The organism is Vibrio coralliilyticus (assembly GCF_024449095.1).
Classification (GTDB): domain Bacteria; phylum Pseudomonadota; class Gammaproteobacteria; order Enterobacterales; family Vibrionaceae; genus Vibrio; species Vibrio coralliilyticus_A.
Window position 1 is genome coordinate 1,561,283 of sequence record NZ_CP024627.1, and the last position, 21,186, is coordinate 1,582,468.

General features: G+C 43.3%; 19 protein-coding genes. 5 read left to right on the forward strand and 14 right to left on the reverse strand.

The annotated features are described in order from the left end of the window. Positions 1-24: 24 nt before the first annotated feature. Together CTT30_RS07460 and CTT30_RS07465 are read right to left on the reverse strand one after the other, a co-directional pair. Positions 25-1,218: a class I SAM-dependent methyltransferase gene (locus tag CTT30_RS07460; protein ID WP_031342692.1), complete on the reverse strand. Its 1,194-nt coding sequence runs from the start codon at positions 1,216-1,218 to the stop codon at positions 25-27. A 97-nt stretch (positions 1,219-1,315) separates the two neighbouring features. Beyond that, a complete protein-coding gene (locus tag CTT30_RS07465; protein WP_252036537.1) occupies positions 1,316-2,719 on the reverse strand; it encodes a methyl-accepting chemotaxis protein in 1,404 nt (467 codons plus the stop codon). A 92-nt stretch (positions 2,720-2,811) separates the two neighbouring features. Between CTT30_RS07465 and yccX the strand changes: the two genes are divergently transcribed. Next, the gene (yccX, locus tag CTT30_RS07470) at positions 2,812-3,084 is read left to right on the forward strand and encodes an acylphosphatase (RefSeq protein ID WP_239866560.1); all 273 of its coding nucleotides are present in this window, start codon (positions 2,812-2,814) and stop codon (positions 3,082-3,084) included. A gap of 3 nt (positions 3,085-3,087) precedes the next feature. Here the strand turns inward: yccX and CTT30_RS07475 are convergent, their stop codons facing one another. From CTT30_RS07475 to CTT30_RS07500, 6 genes are all read right to left on the reverse strand, one after another. Beyond that, positions 3,088-3,417, reverse strand: a complete 330-nt coding sequence (locus tag CTT30_RS07475) for a TusE/DsrC/DsvC family sulfur relay protein (protein WP_006962117.1) — start codon at positions 3,415-3,417, stop codon at positions 3,088-3,090. A 131-nt stretch (positions 3,418-3,548) separates the two neighbouring features. Then, the gene (locus CTT30_RS07480) at positions 3,549-4,217 is read right to left on the reverse strand and encodes a Bax inhibitor-1 family protein (protein WP_252036538.1); all 669 of its coding nucleotides are present in this window, start codon (positions 4,215-4,217) and stop codon (positions 3,549-3,551) included. A 195-nt stretch (positions 4,218-4,412) separates the two neighbouring features. Then, positions 4,413-5,162: an amino acid ABC transporter ATP-binding protein gene (locus tag CTT30_RS07485; protein ID WP_239836442.1), complete on the reverse strand. Its 750-nt coding sequence runs from the start codon at positions 5,160-5,162 to the stop codon at positions 4,413-4,415. A gap of 22 nt (positions 5,163-5,184) precedes the next feature. Beyond that, positions 5,185-6,282, reverse strand: a complete 1,098-nt coding sequence (locus CTT30_RS07490; RefSeq protein WP_239836441.1) for an amino acid ABC transporter permease — start codon at positions 6,280-6,282, stop codon at positions 5,185-5,187. 1 nt (position 6,283) lies between these two features. Beyond that, a complete protein-coding gene (locus CTT30_RS07495; protein ID WP_239866558.1) occupies positions 6,284-7,489 on the reverse strand; it encodes an amino acid ABC transporter permease in 1,206 nt (401 codons plus the stop codon). 71 nt (positions 7,490-7,560) lie between these two features. After that, positions 7,561-8,589, reverse strand: coding sequence for an amino acid ABC transporter substrate-binding protein (locus tag CTT30_RS07500; RefSeq protein ID WP_239866556.1), 1,029 nt, complete (start codon positions 8,587-8,589; stop codon positions 7,561-7,563). Positions 8,590-9,051: 462 nt separating this feature from the next. On the opposite strand from CTT30_RS07500, the gene CTT30_RS07505 reads away from it, so the two are divergent. After that, positions 9,052-9,987: a precorrin-2 dehydrogenase/sirohydrochlorin ferrochelatase family protein gene (locus CTT30_RS07505; RefSeq protein WP_252036539.1), complete on the forward strand. Its 936-nt coding sequence runs from the start codon at positions 9,052-9,054 to the stop codon at positions 9,985-9,987. A gap of 57 nt (positions 9,988-10,044) precedes the next feature. On the opposite strand, the gene CTT30_RS07510 is transcribed toward CTT30_RS07505, so the two are convergent. Then, entirely contained in the window at positions 10,045-10,530 is a 486-nt protein-coding gene (locus tag CTT30_RS07510) for a YajQ family cyclic di-GMP-binding protein (RefSeq protein ID WP_006962125.1), read from the reverse strand. Between the two features lie 17 nt (positions 10,531-10,547). Further along, positions 10,548-11,600 (reverse strand): 3-deoxy-7-phosphoheptulonate synthase, encoded by a 1,053-nt coding sequence (locus CTT30_RS07515; RefSeq protein ID WP_239866782.1) that lies wholly within the window; start codon positions 11,598-11,600, stop codon positions 10,548-10,550. Positions 11,601-11,809: 209 nt separating this feature from the next. Between CTT30_RS07515 and CTT30_RS07520 the strand changes: the two genes are divergently transcribed. Continuing rightward, positions 11,810-12,697, forward strand: coding sequence for a putative PEP-binding protein (locus CTT30_RS07520; protein WP_252036540.1), 888 nt, complete (start codon positions 11,810-11,812; stop codon positions 12,695-12,697). A 116-nt stretch (positions 12,698-12,813) separates the two neighbouring features. Next, entirely contained in the window at positions 12,814-13,293 is a 480-nt protein-coding gene (locus tag CTT30_RS07525; protein ID WP_239866550.1) for a DUF4442 domain-containing protein, read from the forward strand. On the opposite strand, the gene CTT30_RS07530 is transcribed toward CTT30_RS07525, so the two are convergent. Then, a complete protein-coding gene (locus tag CTT30_RS07530) occupies positions 13,262-14,647 on the reverse strand; it encodes a hypothetical protein (RefSeq protein WP_239866548.1) in 1,386 nt (461 codons plus the stop codon). The genes CTT30_RS07525 and CTT30_RS07530 overlap by 32 nt on opposite strands. Positions 14,648-14,736: 89 nt before the next feature. Here CTT30_RS07530 and CTT30_RS07535 point away from each other — a divergent pair, with 89 nt between their 5' ends. Next, positions 14,737-15,573, forward strand: a complete 837-nt coding sequence (locus CTT30_RS07535) for a CvfB family protein (RefSeq protein ID WP_239875776.1) — start codon at positions 14,737-14,739, stop codon at positions 15,571-15,573. Between the two features lie 169 nt (positions 15,574-15,742). Here the strand turns inward: CTT30_RS07535 and rsmF are convergent, their stop codons facing one another. The 3 genes from rsmF to CTT30_RS07550 form a co-directional block, all read right to left on the reverse strand. Further along, positions 15,743-17,164, reverse strand: coding sequence for a 16S rRNA (cytosine(1407)-C(5))-methyltransferase RsmF (rsmF, locus tag CTT30_RS07540; RefSeq protein WP_252036541.1), 1,422 nt, complete (start codon positions 17,162-17,164; stop codon positions 15,743-15,745). A gap of 93 nt (positions 17,165-17,257) precedes the next feature. Further along, complete coding sequence (locus CTT30_RS07545) at positions 17,258-19,891, reverse strand: MlaD family protein (protein ID WP_252036542.1); 2,634 nt, start codon at positions 19,889-19,891, stop codon at positions 17,258-17,260. After that, positions 19,884-21,158: a paraquat-inducible protein A gene (locus CTT30_RS07550; RefSeq protein WP_252036543.1), complete on the reverse strand. Its 1,275-nt coding sequence runs from the start codon at positions 21,156-21,158 to the stop codon at positions 19,884-19,886. The genes CTT30_RS07545 and CTT30_RS07550 overlap by 8 nt, the downstream gene beginning before the upstream one ends. Positions 21,159-21,186: the final 28 nt, after the last annotated feature.

The following is a 21,186-nucleotide window of genomic DNA, read 5'->3' on the forward strand; positions in this document are numbered from 1 at the left end:
TTTTCTATTAATGAATTTGTCTGCTTAGATAACTTTACAAGCAAACCCTTTAAGGTAAAAACCTTCCGGGTAAGCGGTATCAGTAGGATGATCTGCAGCTTGTTCAAATCGCTCGACGAACTTGACTTGTCTACCCGCATCGACCGCAGCATCCGCGATGATTTTCTGGAATAGAACTTGGTCCATAAGGCCTGAGCATGAATACGTCAGCAGCGTTCCACCAGGCTTTAGAATCTGCATTGCCAGCATGTTGATGTCTTTGTAGCCGCGACATGCACCATTGAGCTGAGCTTTGCTTTCTGCAAACTTTGGCGGATCCATGATGACAACATCAAACTTGGTGCCCTGATCGCGATATTCACGTAGCAACTTAAACACGTCAGCATTGAGGAACACAGCGCGTTTTTTAGAGATATCGAACTCGTTAAGCTCAGCATTGAGCTTTGCAGTATCCAGTGCTGGCTGAGAGACATCAGCATTAATGACACGTTTTGCATCACCTTTAAGCGCATACAAGCCGAATCCACCGGTGTAGGAGAAGCAGTTAAGTACCTCTTTGCCTTTAACGTATTTCATGGCTTGTTGGCGGCTGTCACGTTGATCTAAGTAGAAACCTGTTTTATGTCCGCCAACGATGTCGACGCTGATTTTTACTCCATTCTCTTCAATGACAACAGACTTTGGTGGCTCATCACCGTGTAAAACACCTGTGCGTTCTTCTAAGCCTTCCTTCTTACGTACCGCTACGTCTGAACGTTCATAAATGTTGCACTGCGGGAATACTTTTAGGAGAGCGTTTATCAGTGATTGCTTCTGGAACTCTGCGCCTGCACTTAGGAGCTGGCAGACAAGGTAGTCTTGATATTTATCGATGGTAATACCAGGTAGACCATCTGATTCTGCTGCGATCAATCGATAACCAGTGAGACCGTCACGCTCAATCACATCTTGACGAAGCAGTAGTGCGTTTTGGATACGTTTAACAAAGAAATCTTCATTTATCTCAGTTTTCTCAAAGCTCCAAACACGGGCACGAATTTGAGAGTGGGGAGAGTAAGCGCCTTTTGCCAACCATTTGCCGTCATGAGTAAAAATGTCCACTGTTTCACCTAATGAAGGCTCTCCCTCCATTTTGCGAATACCGCGAGAGAAAATCCAAGGATGTCGACGTCTTAAGGATTTATCACGGCCTTTTTCAAGGTAAATAGCTGGAGTCATGTGTTTACTCAATTGATTGGTTTTGAAAGGTTGGCTATTTTCAGGGAAGTGGGAGTGAAAAGCAAATAAAAGAGCCGCCAACTGGCGGCTCTGTACATTATGCTTTAAGGCCTGTGAGTAGATTTTCCATGGAATCACTTTGTCCCCGAAGTTGTTCAATATTTCCATTGGTTGCGTTGATCATTTCGCAGACTTGGTTCGACTGAGTGCGAATTTCTTCCACACTCGCCGCGATGCTATCTGCAACAACACCCTGTTCTTCTGCGGCTGTGGCTATTTGTACACTTGCGTCAGATATGGATTGGTTTTTGTCTGCCAAGGATGCGATTTCTGTATTCACCTCTGACATCAATGTTTGGCCCTCGCTAGAGTTCACCACGGTGGTTTCCATCAGTTTTGTCAAAGACTGACTGTTGCGCTGTAAGGCTTCGATCATAGATTGAATCTCAACGGTAGATTGTTGAGTTCTTGCTGCTAATGCTCGTACTTCATCGGCAACAACGGCAAAACCTCTGCCTTGTTCTCCCGCTCGAGCAGCTTCGATGGCCGCGTTGAGTGCTAGTAGGTTCGTTTGCTCAGAGATACCGTTAATGGCAGTGACCACTTCGTCGATTTGGGCGGCATTAGCATCAAGTTCGGCAACCGCTTGTGAAGCTGACTGAACTTCGTTGGAAAGTTGGGAAATAGAGGCTAACGTGTGTCCAACTTTCTGCTGCCCTTGTTGAGCAACAGAACGCGCGTTTTCAGTTTGCGTGCTGGAGTCATGAGCTAGGTTTGCGACTTCACGAATGGTGGAAGCCATTTCTTCCGTGGCACTTGCCAGTGAATTCAGGTGTTCCTGTTGAGTTCCGGAAATTTCAGCACTGTGTTGGTTAGATTGATTAAGTTCTGAGCTTATTTGTTGCATTAACGCTACTGACTCTTGAATGGAGAGCACCAGCGATTGTTCACGCTCTGCGACTTTGTCTATGGTTATCGCGATTTCACTGAATTCATCGCGAACCTTGAAAAAGTTCATTCGACTCGTCAAATCACCATCTGCCAGAGTGCTGAGTGCCTTGTTCATTGTAAACATAGCTCCGCCAATAAAGGTCATGATGTAGTAGACCCCCAATGCAATAAGAGACAGTGTAACCAGAACAACGACGATATGGGTTGTAGAAAGAGCTGACCATAGATTGATGCTTGGCTTAGCAACGATGCTAAAAGCACCATTGTTTATATTGATAGCGCTAGGTCCATTACCAAGAGCGATGGTTTCAGAACTGGCTAATAAGCTAGCGACCTGACTTTGAGTGAGATTCCCTGCTTCTATTAGATTTTTTATCAAAACTAGTTCATCTTGATATAAGTGAGTTAGCATTTGATCTGCGGCATTATCGAAAACGAAGGTGAGAACGAGTAGTGCGATAACGGGAAGGAAAAATAGGAGGTAGAATTTTTCCTGTATCTTTAAATGAATGAGATATTTATCAATCCAGCGAAATGGTATTTCTTTCATAATGGCAACTTCCGATGAAACCCCGTAGTTCCTTATGGGGCGTAAAACATACCAAGCGAATATATCACGGACCTTGTCTTGAGGAATGAGTAATGAATCAAAAGTGCGAGAAGTTCACAGTGTCAGGTGTTGTGCAAGGAGTTGGTTTTCGTTATCACACCTCTCACTATGGCATGAAATTGGGTTTAACAGGCTATGCGAAGAACTTAAATAATGGAGATGTTGAAGTGGTGGTGTGTGGCAATGAAGAACAAATCGCCGACATGGCAAAGTGGTTGGAAGATGGCCCTAAGACGTCACATGTTGATTCAGTAGTCTCAGAGCCAATGTCTTTTAAACCGTTTAGCGGATTCAAAATTCTTTGATATTTACAAACATTTCGCGGGTTTTGGTAGGCCTGCGAGTTTGGTTGCCTGTTTCGCAGGGCCTTGCTTAAACAGCTTAAAAAGGTATTTACTATTACCTTTCTCTGGGCCATGCGCTTTTTCCATGGCTTTCACTAGCATTCTCACCGCTGGAGATGTGTTGAACTCCTCATAAAACTCTCGAACAAAATGGACAACTTCCAAATGAGCTTCAGTCAGTTCGATACCTTCTTGCTCTGCAAGGATTTGAATCATGCCTTCTTCCCACTGAGTATGATCGAGTAGGTAACCCTGTGCATCAGTTTCGATTGATTTACCGTTGTATTCAAACATTGTTATAGGTCTCAAAAACTCAGATATAGGATAGGGTAGCGCAGCTTAGGTTGGGACAACAATATGTAAGAAAAGAAAAAGCCCGGAAGTTTCATCTTCCGGGCATTATTTAATTAACTTAAGTCTATGAATTAATCGTCATTCATGATGCCTAGAATGCTAAGTAGACTAGTAAACAGATTCAGAATATTTAGATACATTGAGATAGTCGCACTAACGTAGTTAGTTTCTTCGCCACGCACAATACGGCTAGTGTCATACAGAATAAAACCTGAGAATACTAAAGCCGACATGCTACTGATCGCTAGCTGACCGATTGTAGAACCAACAAAGATATTGATTATTGCAGCGACGATAACAATGATAAGCCCTGCGATCAGGAAGTTACGCATGAAAGAAAAGTCTTTTTTGCTACTGATTGTGTACGCTGAAAGACCAAGGAACACCATACCCGTCAGACCAAGGGCTTGTGCAATGATTGAAGGACCATTAGCAATGGATGCGTAATAAGTGAGCATTGGGCCAAGAGCACCGCCCATTAATGTTGTAAAAACAAACGTCCAAACAATACCCATTGATGAGTTGATACTTCTAGGTAGTGCAAAGAATAGAATACCAATAGCCGCGACTTGCATAACAATAGCCATGATTGGAGAAATACCAATCGCCATCGTTGCTATTGCTGCAATGGCACTTGTTACTAGTGTCATAGACAATAAGAAATAAGTGTTTTTCAGTGTCTTATTGATCTCAAGTGTGCTAGGAGTGCTTGTAGAACGTGTAAACATAGGGCTGTTCATAATCTTCCTCGTAAGGTTTTATGTTTATATCTACATTTATGAGGGCGAACAGTGAAAAAATCAAGCCCTGCTAATGCATGCAGTAGAGTAAATGATAATAGAAATACAAAGTTATGTATTTTGAAAGATGTAACACAATATAACAAATAAAAAGAGGCGATCTAAATCGCCTCTTTAAAAATTTGCTCTTTTTTCTTAGTGACTTAAGATTTGAGCAAGGAAGTTTTGTGTTCGATCAGACTGAGGGTTTTCAAAGAAATCGACAGGGTTGTTTTCTTCAATTATCTCTCCAGCATCCATAAAGATAACTCGGTCAGCCACTTCTTTCGCGAAACCCATCTCGTGAGTTACACAGAGCATGGTCATCCCTTCTTCAGCGAGCTCGACCATAACATCCAATACTTCACGTACCATTTCTGGGTCAAGTGCAGACGTTGGTTCGTCAAACAGCATCACTTGTGGGCTCATGCATAGTGAGCGAGCGATAGCCACACGTTGCTGTTGACCACCAGATAGCTGACCAGGGTATTTCTCCGCTTGATCAGGGATTTTCACTCGCTCCAAGTACTTCATTGCGACTTTTTTCGCTTCGTCTTTTGGCATCTTTTTCACCCATATAGGCGCCAAAGTACAGTTTTCCAGAACCGTCAGATGAGGGAAGAGGTTGAAGTGCTGGAAACACATACCCACTTCGCGTCGAACCGCTTCAATGTTCTTCAAATCTTCGGTCAACTCGTTGCCAGAAACGATAATTTGCCCTTGCTGATGTTCTTCAAGACGGTTGATACAGCGAATCATGGTGGATTTACCAGAACCAGAAGGGCCACAAATTACGATCTTTTCGCCTTTTTTAACATCGAGGTTGATGTTTTTCAGTACGTGAAACTCACCGTACCACTTGTTCATATCCTTAATTTGGATCATGTGTTCTTGTTGTTGCGTCATAATACGTCCTTGAGCTTTCTGATTATCGTTTGTGACCGGTATGAAGTTTGTTCTCTAGCCATATCGAATATCTCGACATGCCGAAACAAAATACCCAGAACACTAACGCGACAAATACATAACTTTCTGTTGCAAACCCAAGCCATTCTGGGTCAGTGTTTGCTGCTTGGCCGATTCCTAGCACATCAAACATACCAATAATTAGTACTAGACTGGTGTCTTTAAACAGCCCAATAAAGGTATTTACAATGGATGGAATGGTAATCTTCAATGCTTGAGGAAGAACAATCAAGCCCATTTTCTTCCAGTAACTTAGCCCTAATGCATCAGCCGCCTCATATTGGCCTTTAGGGATTGCCTGTAATCCACCACGAACGACTTCCGCCATATACGCAGCACTAAACATAACCACACCAATTAAAGCGCGAATAAGTTTGTCGGTTTCAGAGCCTTCCGCAAGAAACAGTGGAAGCATTACTGATGCCATGAAAAGAACCGTGATGAGCGGTACGCCACGCCAAATCTCTATGTAGACGGTACAGATGCTTCGAATGATTGGCATTTCAGAACGTCGACCCAGCGCCAGTGCTACACCAATAGGGAGAGACACAACAATACCGACAAGCGCTATGATTAGCGTAACCAGCAATCCGCCCCATTTGTGTGTTTCTACCACTTCTAGCCCAAATACGCCACCGTAGAGCAATGCTGCGATGATAAAGGGATAGATGTTGACGAAGAAAAGCCATATCCACAAACGTTTTGGAGTCTTCTCGTAGGCTAACAATACAGTAAAGATTGCTAACGTAATGTAAAAAAGGCGAGGGCGCCAAAGCTCTTCTTGAGGGTAGAATCCGTACATGAACTGTTCCCAGCGTACACTGATAAATACCCAACAAGCGCCATCACGCGAACAGGCATCACGTGTGGTTCCGACCCAGTCGGCTTTTAAAATTCCCCAATCGAAAACAGTCCATAACAGTGATAAGGCAAGATAGGCCAAAATCACGGTCAGGATCGAATTTACTGGGCCATTAAACAGGTTTTTACGTAGCCAGCCTACAACGCCCACCGTATTAGCTGGTGGTGGTAGATCTGGCTGAAATTGATGTATCTTCATGCTATCTCTCCACCAAAGCAACTTTACGGTTGTAGATATTCATCAGAGCAGAAGTAATTAAGCTCAATGATAGGTATACCGCCATGGTCATTGCGATAATTTCAATCGCCTGGCCAGTTTGGTTAAGAGTTGTACCAGCAAATACGGAGACCAAATCTGGGTAACCAATGGCCATCGCCAATGATGAGTTTTTGGTTAAGTTCAGATACTGACTGGTCAAAGGTGGAATAATGATTCTCAACGCCTGAGGAACAATAACCAGTTTCAACGTTCTAGAACGAGGGAGGCCAAGAGACATCGCGGCTTCAGTTTGACCGTGGCTGACGGCATTAATGCCTGAACGAACAATCTCTGCAATGAAAGACGCAGTATAAATACTTAACGCAAGCAATAAAGCAGCAAGTTCAGGGATGATGCTGACACCACCTTTAAAGTTGAAGCCTTTCAGCTCTGGATATTCTGCCGAAATTGGCGAACCCATAATGAAATAGACAACAATCGGAAGCACAAACACTAAGGCAAGCGCAATGCGACCCATTGGTGTTTGTTGGCCTGTTAAACGCTGTTTGTTGCGAGCCCAAATGCCAATAAAGATGGTCGCAATAATACCAATAACCAGAGACGCAATCACCACGGATGACCCAGCTTCAAAGATTGGAGCAGGGAAATACAAACCTCGAACATTTAAGAAAATAGCTTCACCAAGGCTCAAACTTTGTCTAGCAGAAGGTAACGCCTGCAGAACGGCAAAGTACCAGAAGAAGATTTGCAGAAGTAGGGGGATATTGCGGAACGTTTCGATATATACAGCTGCCAGTCTGCTCACCAACCAGTTGGATGAAAGGCGGGCAATACCCATAACAAACCCAATGACAGTCGCAAGTATAATGCCGAGCACGGATACTAGGGCTGTGTTGAGTAGGCCAACGATGAAAGTGCGGCCATAAGAGAAGGTTTCATCATATTCAATCAGCGTTAGGCCAATCCCAAAGCCAGCTTCTTGCGTCAGAAATCCAAAACCTGTGGCGATACCGCGTGCCTCCAAGTTTGTCAGTGCATTGTTTACAATAGTGTAAAAGAAAAAGATCAGTGCAAGTATTGCGATAATCTGAAATACGACTGATCGAAAGGTGGGATTGTAAAAAAGGCTAGCGTTAGAAGTCGGTCCGTTATCCGCCTTCGACGCAACAGTATTAGTAGGTTTCATACAGCTATAACCTCAAATCCATTTTTGTAAAAAGGGCGGCTTACACCGCCCATTTTGTTGTAATGTATTGCTTAACGGATTGGTGGAGCGTACATAAAGCCGCCCGCATTCCATAGTGCGTTTACACCACGTGAGATTTGTAGTGGAGAGCCCTTACCTACAGTACGTTCAAAGCTTTCACCGTAGTTACCAACTTGTTTGATTACCTGGTAACCCCAGTCATCGCGGATACCAAGGCCTTTACCCTTAGGACCATCCACACCCAAAATACGTTTTACATTCGGATCTTTAGATTTTAGCATCTCGTCAGCATTTTTAGAGGAAATACCATATTCTTCAGCATTCACCATCGCCGAAAGTGTCCACTTGGCAATGTTGAACCATTGATCATCACCTTGACGTACCACTGGGCCTAGTGGTTCTTTAGAGATAATTTCAGGAAGAACTTCTGCTGAGCTTGGATCTTGAAGATTCAGGCGAAGGGCATACAGACCAGATTGGTCTGTGGTTAGGACATCACAACGACCTGCATCAAAACCTTTTGAAGTTTGAGCTGCTGTATCAAATACAACGGGTTTGTATGACATACCATTGTTGCGGAAGTAATCTGCAAGGTTTAGTTCAGTGGTGGTACCGGACTGAACACATACAGATGCACCGTCAAGTTCCTTCGCGCTCTTCAGCCCCAAGTCTTTCTTGACCATGAAACCTTGACCGTCGTAGTAATTGACGCCTACGAAGTTCAGACCCAATGCTGTATCACGGTGTAGAGTCCATGTAGTGTTACGAGACAGAACATCAATTTCACCAGACTGTAGTGCAGTGAAACGTTCTTTTGCAGTGAGGGGCACATACTTAACTTTAGATTTATCACCAAGAACAGCGGCTGCAAGAGCTTGACAGTATTCAACGTCAATACCTTCCCATTCGCCTTTGGAGTTTGGGTTAGAGAATCCTGGTAGACCGGTACTTACACCACAAGTTAGGAAACCCTGCTTAGTCACTTTATCCAAAGTGCTATCTGCTGCAAAAGCGCTCGTAGACATTAGAGCAGTAGAAGCCGCTACTACAGAAGCAAGAAGTGTTAGTTTGTTCGCCATTTGTATCCTTCCTGTATGATCCATGTTAAACCAGGTAACACCTGATACAACGAATGAAAAAATTGTTGTGTTTCAATAGTTATTGGCTGATTACTCAAATTTGAGTTGTATATAAATCAACCGTTTATAAGAGTAGGAAAGGATCTGTAAATTCTCAAATATATAATTTAAAAAGATTTATTAAACGAATCTACGAATCCAACCTGTGAATAGAATGACTAAATGTTACACGAATGTAAATAGTGCAAGACTTCACACTAATGGTGCAAACATAGAGACTCTCTATAAGTTAGTGTTTACACAATATTTACATTTCGAGCATTGGGTTATGATTAAAATATAATTCTATAAATAGCATTAAATTTGGTGATAAATTATACGTTTCGCATTGTTGGGTTTATCGATGTGCCCCATTTTTGGTAGTATCGTTTGTATAGGTCGTAACATTGCTCAAGGATAAAAATGCAGTATTTTCCTCTGTTTATGAATCTCACCGACAAACCCGTTCTGGTTGTGGGGGGAGGAGAGGTTGCTTGTCGAAAAGTAGACAGCCTGATTCGTGCGGGGGCGGAAGTCACCATAGTGTCGCCCAATATTGAGCCTTATCTACAAAAACTTGCCGAAAATGACGAGTGTTTGTGGGTACAGAACTTTTACTCTGAGGAACTACTAGATCGTAAATATCTACAGGTATGGGCAACGACAGACAACCCGGAGCTTAATCATCGTGTTTACCATGATGCGAAAGCGTTAGGTTTATTAGTGAATGTAGTCGATGATCAGCCATATTGTGATTTTATTACACCCTCGATGATAAATCGTGGAAGAATTCAGATTGCGATTTCGAGTGGTGGAGCTTCTCCTGTTTTGGTGCGTAATATCAGAGAGCAATTTGAAGCCACTTTGCCTCAGAACTTGTCATTACTGGCTGACTTTGGAGCATCAAAGCGTACTGACATCAAACAGCGATTACCTTCGGTTGATCTGCGACGAAAGTTTTGGGAGTCGTTCTTTAATCGCCCTGAAACTGAAATGGCAACAGAGCGAACGCAGCTAGAGGACGTCTATTTAAACACGCTTGAAAATAAGCTTGAAGCCCAAGGCTCAGTCACTTGGATAGACTATGGTCATGACGTTGAACTGCTTCCTATCAAGGCATTACGAATCATGCAGCAAGCTGAACTTGTATTTTTTGATAACGCTTGTCCGTTCGAGTTTGTTGATTTGATTAGAAGGGATGCAGAAAGAAAGGAGTATCGTGATGATGTGGACTTATCAGAGGGATTAGCAACGGCAAAAAGTGAGAATTTGAGAGTGGTAATCTTAGTTGCCCCAAGTTCTTCTCAGTATAATTTGCTTAAAAGCAGCGATATGCATATTCGATTGGGTTCAGTCTGAAGCCAGAAAAACAGAGCCCGCCGTTAGCGGGCTCTGTGAGGATTATGAATAAAAAAGTTAGTCACGAAAATTGTCGTACTGGAACGGTTGGCCGAGGTCGGCTTCGCGAATCATGGCGATGGTTGACTGGAGATCATCACGTTTTTTGCCAGTGACTCGAACCTTCTCACCTTGAATTGACGCTTGCACTTTCAGCTTGGCATCCTTAATCGCTTTAACCACTTTCTTTGCTGTTGGGGTATCAATACCTTGTTTGAAAACAACAATTTGATGCCAGTTTTTGCCTGACGCTTCTTCCGCTTTTGCTTCCATTGCATTAACGTCAACACCACGCTTGGTTAAATGTGAACGTAAAATATCGCGCATTTGCTTTAGTTGGAAGTCACCTTCCGCATTTAAGCGTACCGATTCATCTTTCTGCATTTCGAATGACGCTTCAACACCACGGAAGTCAAAGCGAGTAGACAATTCACGGGATGCGTTATCTACTGCGTTACGAAGTTCAACCGTATCGATTTCAGATATAATATCAAAAGATGGCATTGCTCAATTTCCTTTCTTTAACCGCGTGATCTTACTGCTGATGCCAGCATATCTAGCATAGTTACAGTATCTTCCCAGCTCAAACACGGATCTGTGATTGACTGTCCGTATTTGAGGTTGCTGATGTCCTTCATTGGCTGATTGCCTTCGATAATAAAGCTTTCGGCCATAATACCCGCAATCTGATTCTTACCCGATGTGATTTGTTCGCAAATATTTTGTGCAACATCAAGTTGCTTGCGGTGTTGCTTTTGGCAGTTAGCATGACTGAAATCGACAACCAGACGTGGAGGTAGATCAAACTCTGCCAATTGCTGACAAGCGGCTTCAACAGAATCAGCGTCAAAATTCGGACCTTTATCACCACCACGAAGAATCACGTGTCCGAATGGATTACCACTTGTGCGATAAACAGTCATGCGGCCATTTTTATCGGGTGAGTAGAAGTAGTGTGAAGCTTGGGACGCACGAATCGCATCGATAGCAATCTTAATGTTTCCGTTGGTGCCGTTCTTAAAGCCTACAGGACAGGATAAAGCAGAGGCCATTTCGCGGTGAATCTGTGACTCTGTAGTACGTGCACCAATGGCTCCCCAAGTAATCAAATCTGCAATATATTGACCAGTGATCATGTCGAGGAACTCGGTCGCAGTCGCTAATCCTAGCTTGTTGATATCTAAAAGCAATTTACGTGCTTTATTGAGGCCCGCTTCCAGTGCGTATGACCCATCTAAATTAGGATCTGTGATTAAGCCTTTCCAACCGACAACGGTGCGAGGCTTTTCAAAATAAGTTCGCATGACAACAAACAATTCGTCTTTGTATTGTTCTTGGATACTTGCAAGACGCTCAGCGTAATCAAGAGCTGCTTCTGTGTCATGGACTGAACAAGGGCCGACGATTACCAACAGACGGTTATCTTCCCCTACAAGAATCTTTTCAATTTGACGGCGAGACTCAGCTATGCGCTCTGCGACATCTTCCGTAATTGGGTGGGCGCTTCCAAGCTCTGCCGGAGTCGGCATTGGCCCCAGTGGTTGAGTTCTTAGTTCATCGGTTTTGAGTGGCATACGACAGCCTGTTCTTTTATTGCGAAGCGGTAAAGATAACGGAAACGTCAGTAGGAATAAACCTCTTATCTGCATTCTTAGAGTGCTCATTACTCTAGAGTGAAATTTTATTCACTTATTGTTACTAAAGATGCTTTTTAACTTGTTTTAGAAGAGGACTGTCGGTATGTTCGGTGTAGAACAACACAGTAAAAATGCACGGAGCAGTAATGAGCATTAAAACTTCAGACAATTTGCATTCAGAGCTGAACATCGGCGATGCATTGCCGGGGCCAGAAAACACTTCTGATAGCCCTCATCTCTTTGTTTCTTTATCAGATTTAGCCTCAGAACATATTTTCTATCACCCATGTTATAAGACTGTGAAGTCGACTTTGGATGATGTGGAACGCAACTCTATCGAAGCGATACTGGGCAGCGCTTCTGCTGAGGATCATTTTGTAGCGACGTTAACCGAACAGGTGTTGCAAGCTATTCAACCGAACCACCAGTCAATCCGAGTTGCATTGAGCAGTGCCGATAGCTATGAACTTGGTTCTCTTCTTGGCGGTAAAGTAGAGAGCACAGAGATAAACCCTGCCTTGGGGCTTCGTGGCGTATCTCGTTACGCATCAGAGCCTTTCAATTCAGTTTTTGCTCTCGAATGTAAGGTGATTAAGACACTGCAACAGCAGGGTGTGCAAGTGGATATTGTCATCCCATTTGTTAGAGCGCTATCAGATGCTGCAAAAATCATAGATTTATTAGCTGAGCAGGGTTTACCTCGTGGGCTAAATGGTTTGAAAGTACTGTATACCGTTGATGTTCCTTCTGCTGCTCTTATGTCGGAGCGCTTACTGCACTACTTTGATGGTGTGGTCATTAACCTAGAGAACTTAGCTCAATTTACCTTAGGTGTTGACCGACTTAATGAAGAATTAGAGTACCTATTTGATCCGCAAAGTGAAGCGGTTATCGATCTTATCGATAAATCTGTTAGAGCTGCGAATAGCAGTAGCAAGCCAATCGTTATGATCAGTAGCGGCTTAGCCCGTTATCATAGAATTCAAGATTATATGGTTGAGCATTCGAATATTGAACTTGTAGTGACGCTGTAACCAACGGTTAGGTGATACGGCTATAATTTCATAAGCAAGATGTTAACAAAGTGTTGACATCTTCTTTTGGACAGTATGAACTAGACGTACAAATAATAACATGTCGGACCAGTTTAATGCTCTCTCCACTCGCCAAAGCAAATCTATATCTCAAGCTCTTCGGATTCTTCAAAGTGCCATTGATCTGGCTATGCCGACCTACAATATTAAAACTCGACTCTCAGTCAGTTGAAATTAAAATCCCCCTCAAACGAAAAACAAAAAACCATCTAAATAGTATGTATTTTGGTGTTTTGGCTGTGGGGGCTGATGTGGCGGGCGGTTTCATGGCAATGAGCAAAGCACAAGAGCGTGGGCATAAAGTATCACTGGCATTTAAAGCCGTCGATGGACAGTTCTTGAAGCGACCAGAAAGTGATGTCCATTTCGTTTGCAACGACGGCGCGCTTATTGATCAAATGTTGGATGAAGCATTAGAAACTGGAGAACGAATCAACCAACCGGTCAAAATCACTGCGATATGCCCAAGCCTACATGGCAACGAGCCGATGGCAGAGTTTCAACTTACTCTTTCATTGAAGAGAATGGGTGGTTGATGTCATCGACCTCCATTTGTTCAATTGCCACAATCTTGTTTCGATTAAGAACAATTTTCCAACGATAATAGTTGGGCTCGCCATTGTGATTATCTTCTTTCGCGATCAGGTTGATCAGGTGTCGCTTTTCAACGGATTCTTTACTGACTTGACCATTATTGAGTGTGTAAACCTTATTTGAACCTTTGTCCATTAAACGCATAAATGGTCTCATACTGAGCATCATGGACTCGCGAGTTTCTTCATAACCACTCATAAACTTGGACGTCGACATTTCTGTTTCTGAACGATAATGCAGGATTTGTTCTTCACGCTGTACAACGCGTTTTTTGCGGATTAATTGAATCCGATCGGGCAACTTGAGGATATTTTTATAATCCAACCACTCAAGCTTTTGGCCGACCGCTTTATTGGTTGTAGGGTCCAAGTAGTATTTACGCCATTTAGGCCTGCCTTTACGTATCCAACGCCACATAACGTCGCGTAGATCATCTTTAAATATTTCACGTAACGCATAAACGAACGACATCAAAATGATGAAAGAAACGGTGATCTCACCCCAGTAGTCACGAGCTAGGATGGCTGTAATAGTGACGAAAACCATAACAAAGCCGGTTGCAGAGCCTTTGACAACGCGCTTCATGTTTTTCCCGAGTGATTGAGTCTTTGCTTTCAATACAACGGGATGCTCAATTAATCGACGTAGCAAACGCATTTTGTTACTAAGCCGTGTTACATCGTCACGAACACTTTCAGAGTTGTAATTGTTGAGCTTGCGGTGTGCGGCTTCTTTCTCAATAATCGCCAGTAATCGATCTTTAATGGTCTTATAATCATTGTCTCTTGGCATATGCGCAATCAACGACATGAATCGTTGACCTGTGTACCAAGAAAGATAGTTATCAATGTTAGCGTAGTAGCGTTTGAGGCTTTCCTCGTAAGGAATTCCTCGTCTGAGTTTTTTCAGTATATCTAAAGCAAGCTCAATGACTTCATCGACTTCATCTGTCGTAATGACATCGGAATTATGCTTATTAAGCTCGTTCACGGCTTTATCTAAAGCAATCACATATTGATAAGCAAACAAACTCAAACTCACGCGATATTGAGTTGAGGATAGGCGGCCACGCTTTGCCAATCGACTGTGTACAAGCGGGAGAAGTGTTTTATCACTATAGTAGGCACGTTTTTGTACGATGGATTCGTAGTAAATCTCACTTTCTTTAAGCACATCGGGCGTTAGGCCAAGTTCGCCAGGAATGAAAAAGTAGAGGTCGAGATCTGACTTCTTAGAGGAAGCCATAGCGTGGGAAATCTTGAGAGTGATGCCGTCCTGCTTATCAACGGTGAGCAAAGAGTACTCCTGAAAAAATTATAATTATCTGGCGAAAGCATAACAGAGTTTCGGTATAATCTCCGCAAATTTAGCAAGAGACAGTTGAAATGATTAAAGTTGGTCAGATAAACCACTTAGAAGTAGTAAAGAAAGCAGATTTTGGCGTATTTCTCGATGCGGAGGATTTTGGAACGAGTTTATTACCAAATAAATTTGTTCCCGAAGGTACCGAAGTCGGTCAGTCTATCGATGCTTTTTTATACTTCGATTCAGACAATCAGCTGGTTGCAACTACAGAAACTCCAATTGCTCAAGTGGGTGAGTGGGGGCTGATGAAGATTCAAGGAATTAATAGCACAGGTGCCTTCGCAGATTGGGGCATCAAAGGCAAAGACTTATTGATTCCATTCAGTGAGCAGCGTGGGCGTTTCTCCGAAGGTCAAACGGTCCTTGTATACGTTTATACTGATAAAGCTTCTGGACGAATTGTTGGCACCACCAAGTTCAACAAAGTGTTGGACAAGACGCCAGCAAACTATACACGTAATCAGCAAGTGGATCTCATTATTGCTGAGCGAAGTGACCTTGGTTTTAAAGCGATCGTGGAAGGTGAACATTGGGGAATGATCTTTAAATCTGATGTGTTCGGAAAGCTGTTCATTGGTAAACGTCTAAAAGGTTATATCAAAGCGGTTAGAGAAGACGGTAAGATCGATCTATCGCTACAGAAAGTCGGTGTGGCTAAAATGGATGACTTGAGTCAGAAAGTTCTAGACCTCCTTGAAAAAAAAGGTGGGTTTCTTCCATTGAACGACAAATCATCACCGGAAAGTATTTTTGCTGCATTTCGTACCAGTAAAGGCACTTTCAAGAAAACAATTGGTGGGTTGTATAAGCAAGGAAAAATTACGATAGAGAAAGATGGGATTCGTATCGCTTCGTAATTGAGTCTAAAAAAAGGCCCGAAGCAGATATTGCTTTGGGCCTAGGGGAATGGCTCTTATGAGCCTGCGCTAACTATTTGATATTCTATGACTTATCATTAACTAAAGTGTAGTACATCATCATCGTTTCGCTAGGCATATGTGGAGTTTTCTACTGAAAAATACCCATTTAGAATAGGTTTTTATCTCGAACTAACTCTCTAGGTAGGCCATTCTTCACTCGATTTCCTACCCATTTTCCCAAGCCAATCACATCGTTACCAAGTTTGACGATCACTTCGCCTTTGCCAGATTGATTTTGCGGTCTGACATCTCTGCCCATGAACCACTCACGAGCCTCATCGACGGATAATACAATGCTGTTAGCTTCATTACCTGAGGCTAAGGCCATTGCCACTTGGTGTTGCCAGCGATAGCCTTTCTTATGTGATTCGGCGATTTTTATCCCCATTCGAGAGAATCTAAACTCTCCAAGCATGGGCTCTAATGCATTGGGGAAAAGCCAAACATCATTATCACGTAGCCATATTGCCGCATCTTGTGGAAGTTTAATCCCCAAACTTTCGTTCAGCTGTTTACTAATATCCTGCTGAACTTTTTTAGACGCTTTTTCAAATGGGAATTTGCCCAAGCGTTTCTTGACTTGTGGTGCTTCGACAGAACCTAGCTTTTTGATCTTTGCTACAAAGAATCCCTCACAATCGTACATTTGAGGAAAAATATGCAGGAAACCTTCCTCGGTGAGTGCTTTTTCGGCGCTGGGGAATAGGGAGTTGAGTGGCTGAAATTCAACTAGATCACCAAACTTTTCTTTCAAGTACAAACAGACATGTTGGTTTTCCTCAATACTTAAGGTGCATGTTGAGTAGACCATCGTGCCTTCTGGTTTTAGAGCGTGAAATGCGCTTTCTATCAAATCTTTTTGTGTATCAGAAATCGAAATAACGGATTCTTTACTCCAGTTTTTCATCGCATCGGCATCTTTGCGAACAGTACCTTCGCCAGAGCACGGAGCATCGATCAACACGGCATCAAACTGTTCCGGTAACCAACCACCAAAGACCCGACCGTCATAGTTGCTTAATGCAGTGTTTCGAACACCGCAACGTTCAATGTTTGCATGTAATACCTTGACTCGACTGGCCGAGAATTCATTGGCAACTAATACGCCATTATTTCTCATAATTGCGGCAATTTGAGTAGTTTTTGAGCCTGGGGCTGCAGCCATGTCCAAGACACGATGAAATTCGTTTTTTCCTTCAAAAAGAGCAGCTGCAGGCATCATGGAGCTGGCTTCCTGAATGTAGAACAAGCCAGACATATGCTCTGCTGTGTTACCTAAAGGTGTGTCAGATTCATCTGCCTCAATCCAAAAGCCTTCTGTACACCAAGGGACTGGTGTAAGGCGCCAACCTTTATCAGAGGCACGTCGGGTAAAATCATCAATGGAAATCTTCAGGGTATTGACGCGGATACTTTTGCGCAGTGGACGTTGGCATGCGGCGATGAAGTCGTCCATATAGAGGCCATCAGGAAGTATAGCCTCCATCTCTTTCAAGAATTCTTCTGGTAAGTAGACGTTCTGATGCAAGGTTCTGTCTCGGTTTGTAAAGAGGCAGGGATTATAGCGGATAGAAAAACAAAACGCAGCGAGATATCGCTGCGTTTTGTTAGGTTACTGACGTTATGGCTTGGGTATGGCTGTACGCCATGCATTCCAGTTTTCTTCTGGTGTAGGGTAAAGAAAGAAGGATTGCCCTTCTTGAGCGGCGGGTTGCAGTTGATTACCCTCAGGAGTTGAGAAGGTAATTCCGCCCCGAACAAGGCTATCTATGGTTCCCGCTTTAATGTTGGCCCCACCAAGACCGATTGAAACATCGACGCCAGAAGTGTTCCAGAACACGCTGTTTCGACGGACGAGGTAAGCGTATTTTGGATTGATGGAGATAGTTGATACAACGCGATCGGCGAACTCACCAAGTTCGACATTGGTGACTTTACCGACTTCAATCTCTCTGTAGAGAACGGGAGTCCCTTTGGTGACTGAGCCGCGAGATTCGCTCTGTAATGTGAAACTCACTCCTTGGCTGTCTTTTTCTTCCTTGTGTAAAGTGAAAGTGTGCTCTGGCTTACCTGAACCTGGGGTGACATTGATCGTTTGCGTGAGCAGGTTTTGTAGGTTCTTAACGCCATCCAGGCCTAACGTAGCTTGCTCAACCCAGAAATAGCTGTTTTCTCTTGCCAATTTGTCAGCATACTCTGGAAGCACACGAAGTTTGATCTCAACTCGTTTGTGGTTAAAGTCAGGTACGACTAAGGTCACTTCACCAACTTTGACGCCGTTGTATTTGACAGAGGTACCTTTGGTGATGTTGTTCTCACCCTCAGCATTGAGTGTTATGACATGGCCAAATTTTCTAGCTGTTTTAAAATCTTGGTAAAGCAGCCATTTGTCATTCTGTTTATTCTCGACGCCGGGTAAAGAGTCAAACGCGATGCCACCTTGAATCAAGGATTTTAGCGGTGCAGCCTTGACACTGAAACCTGAAAGACTGGCGTCTACTTCGACGCCAGAACGGTTCCAGAAAACCGTTTGCTCAGTTATAAGATGCTTGTATTGATTTTCAATACTGGCTGAAATAATGATGCCCCCATCGACTAAGTGGAAGTCTGAAATACTTCCAACCTGTAGGTTGCGGTAAAGTAGGGGACTTCCCTTGCTAATTGGTGGCAACTCATTAGCAAAGAGAGTGATCGTCTGTGAACCAGACATGTTGTATTTGGCGAGTTCAGCCAGCGATTTACTTGGGTAGAGAGTATATTGCTCTCTAGGGTCTTGATCCCCTTCACTGACATAGCTAATCGAACCAGTCAAAAGCTGCTGGGCGGGAGGAACGCTAATGTTTAGGCCTGATTCTGTCAATTCGGCGGTGGCGCTGCCTGTTACAAAAAAGCGGTTCTGCGACTTAATCGTCTTTGCGTAAGCTTTGTCCACCAACACATCTAAATGCACTTTTTCGTTGATTAAGGAAACGTTAGTTACTTCACCGACCGTGATCCCACGATAAAGAACATTAGCACCGGCTCCTAAGCCAAATGAGTTGTCAGCAATCAACGTAATGGCGACTGATTTAGCTTGTTGCTTGTTGAACTGCTCTTTACGAATGGCGTTGAAGTAACGAGAGCGCTCGCCTTTACCTGGCACGAGAGTGAGGAAATTGCCTTTCACCAAGTTAGTTAGGTTTTCTACACCAGAAAGAGAGACTTTCGCTTCTTCGAGGATAAAATTACTTCCGCTCGTCAGCATGTCTGAGAAAGCAGGCTGAATGGCTGCTGAGGCGACAATTTCCTTTCGGCCATTACTAAGTTGTAAATCAGTAATCTGACCAATTTCAATCCCTCTATACATGATGGGAGCGCCAGTTGGGCTGATCTGATTATCATCTGGAAGTGTGATTTTGATTGGTATACCTCGCCCCGCAGTTTTTAGATCGGGGTAAAGTTTAAATCTCGTATTATCTGCAACCGGCTCGCCACCGTCTGGAGAATCAACCGCAATAGAGCCTCCAATTAAAGCACTCAAGCTCTCCAATCGCACATCAACGCCATCAAAACCGATATTGGTACCCAGACCACTGACGTTCCAAAAGCGGCTTTCATCAGTGATAATTGTCCGATATTCATCGCGGATAGAAGCTTGAATTAGTACATTTTTACCGTGTTCATCAAGCTGAAAGCTGTATACCTCACCAATTGGGATTTTACGATAAACTATCTGAGAACCGACGGAAATACCGCCGAGATCTTCTGCCCGTAAAGTAATACTAAGCCCCTCACGAGTCAGAATATCTGAAGGCGCGCGTTCCAGTGCGGTAAATTTGGTTTCTGGTTCTGAAGGGTTATCACTTGGTTGGATAGCAATATAGTTACCGGAGACCAAAGCATCTAATCCGGAAATGCCTGAGAGACTTGCCGTGGGCTTCACCATCCAGAAGCGTGTTTCTTTTGATAGCAACTTAGTGGCTTCAGGATAAATATCCGCGTCGACATAGATACTTTCTAAATCTTCGGAGAGGTTGATATCACGCACCATTCCCACTTCTAGGCCTTGGTAGCGAATCGTTGTTCTACCCGCCACTAGCCCTTGAGCATCAGAGAAATAGATTTGAATTCGCTGACCCGCATCATTAATTGCCTTCACTACTAACCATCCTGCTAAAACCATGGTTAAAACAGGTAAAAGCCATAAAGGCGATATCCCCTTGTTACGCTTGATATCTGGTGAGTAAGAAGGTTGATTAGAAGATGAATTAGTCATTTAAAGGCTCTTCTTTTTTCTCTGAGTTATTTTTTGCCGGATCAGAGTAATTGTCCCAGAGTAATCTAGGATCAATACTTTCAGCAGCTAGCATAGTCAGTACAACAACGATTCCAAATGCGACAGCCCCATATCCAGGGGTAAAATCTAGAATCTGACCACGATCCACCAATGTCATCATAATGGATATCACAAACAGGTCCATCATAGACCAACGTCCAATCCACTTAATAACAAAATAAATAGTCATTCGTTGGCGGTGAAACACTTTACGTTTTAATTGGATAGCCAGCAATAAATAGGCCAAACCGATGATTTTTGCTACAGGTACGACAATGCTGGCTACGAATATAATGACAGCAATGCCTGGCATTCCATTCTTCATAAGTGATGCCACACCGGAAAAAATCGTGTCTTCCAATCGTTGGCCATTCGTAATTAAGATAGAAATTGGGATGAGGTTGGCAGGGAAAATAGCAATGGTAGCGGCAGCTAGATAGGACCATGTCAGTGATATTGAATGCGGCTTTCGGTGATAGATTGGTTTATGGCAACGAACACATTCTAAGCCTTCCGGCTGAGATAGGTGACAATGGTGACAGTGCAACTGCTTCTCTTTGAACTGATATGAAAACTCTGATTCATACGCTTCCCAATAATGTCGAACACTAACACGAGTTACTAGCATAACGGTGGCGATTTGCAATAGGACTAAGCCATATAAGCCTACACCAACATAAATATCGGAATAATCTTGAAGTTTGAAACATGAAATAGCGACACTAACAAGAAAGACATCGATCATGACCCAATTTTTAAGATGTTGGATCAAATAAAGGGAATGTTTGAGCAATTGGAAGTCACGACGTTTTAATGCAAGATGAGCAGTTAATACGGAGCCACTCACAAGCAACGGGGCGATTGAGCTACAGAAAATAATCAAGACCGATAGGAAAATAAACCCTTCATTGAATAATGTGAAGACACCTGAAGGTAGCGTCGCTGGAATCATTACCCCGAACAAGCGAATGCTAATAAAGTCAAAGAAGTGAGAGGGGATAAACAACAACAAGCAGGTTATTGCGATGGCTAAATTGCCAGATAGAGAAGGTGTTCCCCCCCTATATAGCTGACTACCACAACGAGGGCAGAATGCGCTTTTGCCTCGAGCGACTGCAACGGTATCAATGGGCAACTCGCAGCCATGGCATAACCTAATATGAGAAGTTTCAGATAAGTGCGGTGCAAGCTTTTGCGGAGGGCTCATAACGCCCTCCTTAAATGGCATGCAGTCA

Coding starts and splice junctions, on each gene's coding strand:
- CTT30_RS07460 (WP_031342692.1), bottom strand. CDS start 1,218: ATGACTCCAGCTATTTACCTTGAAAAAGGCCGTGATAAATCCTTAAGA.
- CTT30_RS07465 (WP_252036537.1), bottom strand. CDS start 2,719: ATGAAAGAAATACCATTTCGCTGGATTGATAAATATCTCATTCATTTA.
- yccX (WP_239866560.1), top strand. CDS start 2,812: ATGAATCAAAAGTGCGAGAAGTTCACAGTGTCAGGTGTTGTGCAAGGA.
- CTT30_RS07475 (WP_006962117.1), bottom strand. CDS start 3,417: ATGTTTGAATACAACGGTAAATCAATCGAAACTGATGCACAGGGTTAC.
- CTT30_RS07480 (WP_252036538.1), bottom strand. CDS start 4,217: ATGAACAGCCCTATGTTTACACGTTCTACAAGCACTCCTAGCACACTT.
- CTT30_RS07485 (WP_239836442.1), bottom strand. CDS start 5,162: ATGACGCAACAACAAGAACACATGATCCAAATTAAGGATATGAACAAG.
- CTT30_RS07490 (WP_239836441.1), bottom strand. CDS start 6,282: ATGAAGATACATCAATTTCAGCCAGATCTACCACCACCAGCTAATACG.
- CTT30_RS07495 (WP_239866558.1), bottom strand. CDS start 7,489: ATGAAACCTACTAATACTGTTGCGTCGAAGGCGGATAACGGACCGACT.
- CTT30_RS07500 (WP_239866556.1), bottom strand. CDS start 8,589: ATGGCGAACAAACTAACACTTCTTGCTTCTGTAGTAGCGGCTTCTACT.
- CTT30_RS07505 (WP_252036539.1), top strand. CDS start 9,052: ATGCAGTATTTTCCTCTGTTTATGAATCTCACCGACAAACCCGTTCTG.
- CTT30_RS07510 (WP_006962125.1), bottom strand. CDS start 10,530: ATGCCATCTTTTGATATTATATCTGAAATCGATACGGTTGAACTTCGT.
- CTT30_RS07515 (WP_239866782.1), bottom strand. CDS start 11,600: ATGCCACTCAAAACCGATGAACTAAGAACTCAACCACTGGGGCCAATG.
- CTT30_RS07520 (WP_252036540.1), top strand. CDS start 11,810: ATGAGCATTAAAACTTCAGACAATTTGCATTCAGAGCTGAACATCGGC.
- CTT30_RS07525 (WP_239866550.1), top strand. CDS start 12,814: ATGCTCTCTCCACTCGCCAAAGCAAATCTATATCTCAAGCTCTTCGGA.
- CTT30_RS07535 (WP_239875776.1), top strand. CDS start 14,737: ATGATTAAAGTTGGTCAGATAAACCACTTAGAAGTAGTAAAGAAAGCA.
- CTT30_RS07545 (WP_252036542.1), bottom strand. CDS start 19,891: ATGACTAATTCATCTTCTAATCAACCTTCTTACTCACCAGATATCAAG.
- CTT30_RS07550 (WP_252036543.1), bottom strand. CDS start 21,158: ATGAGCCCTCCGCAAAAGCTTGCACCGCACTTATCTGAAACTTCTCAT.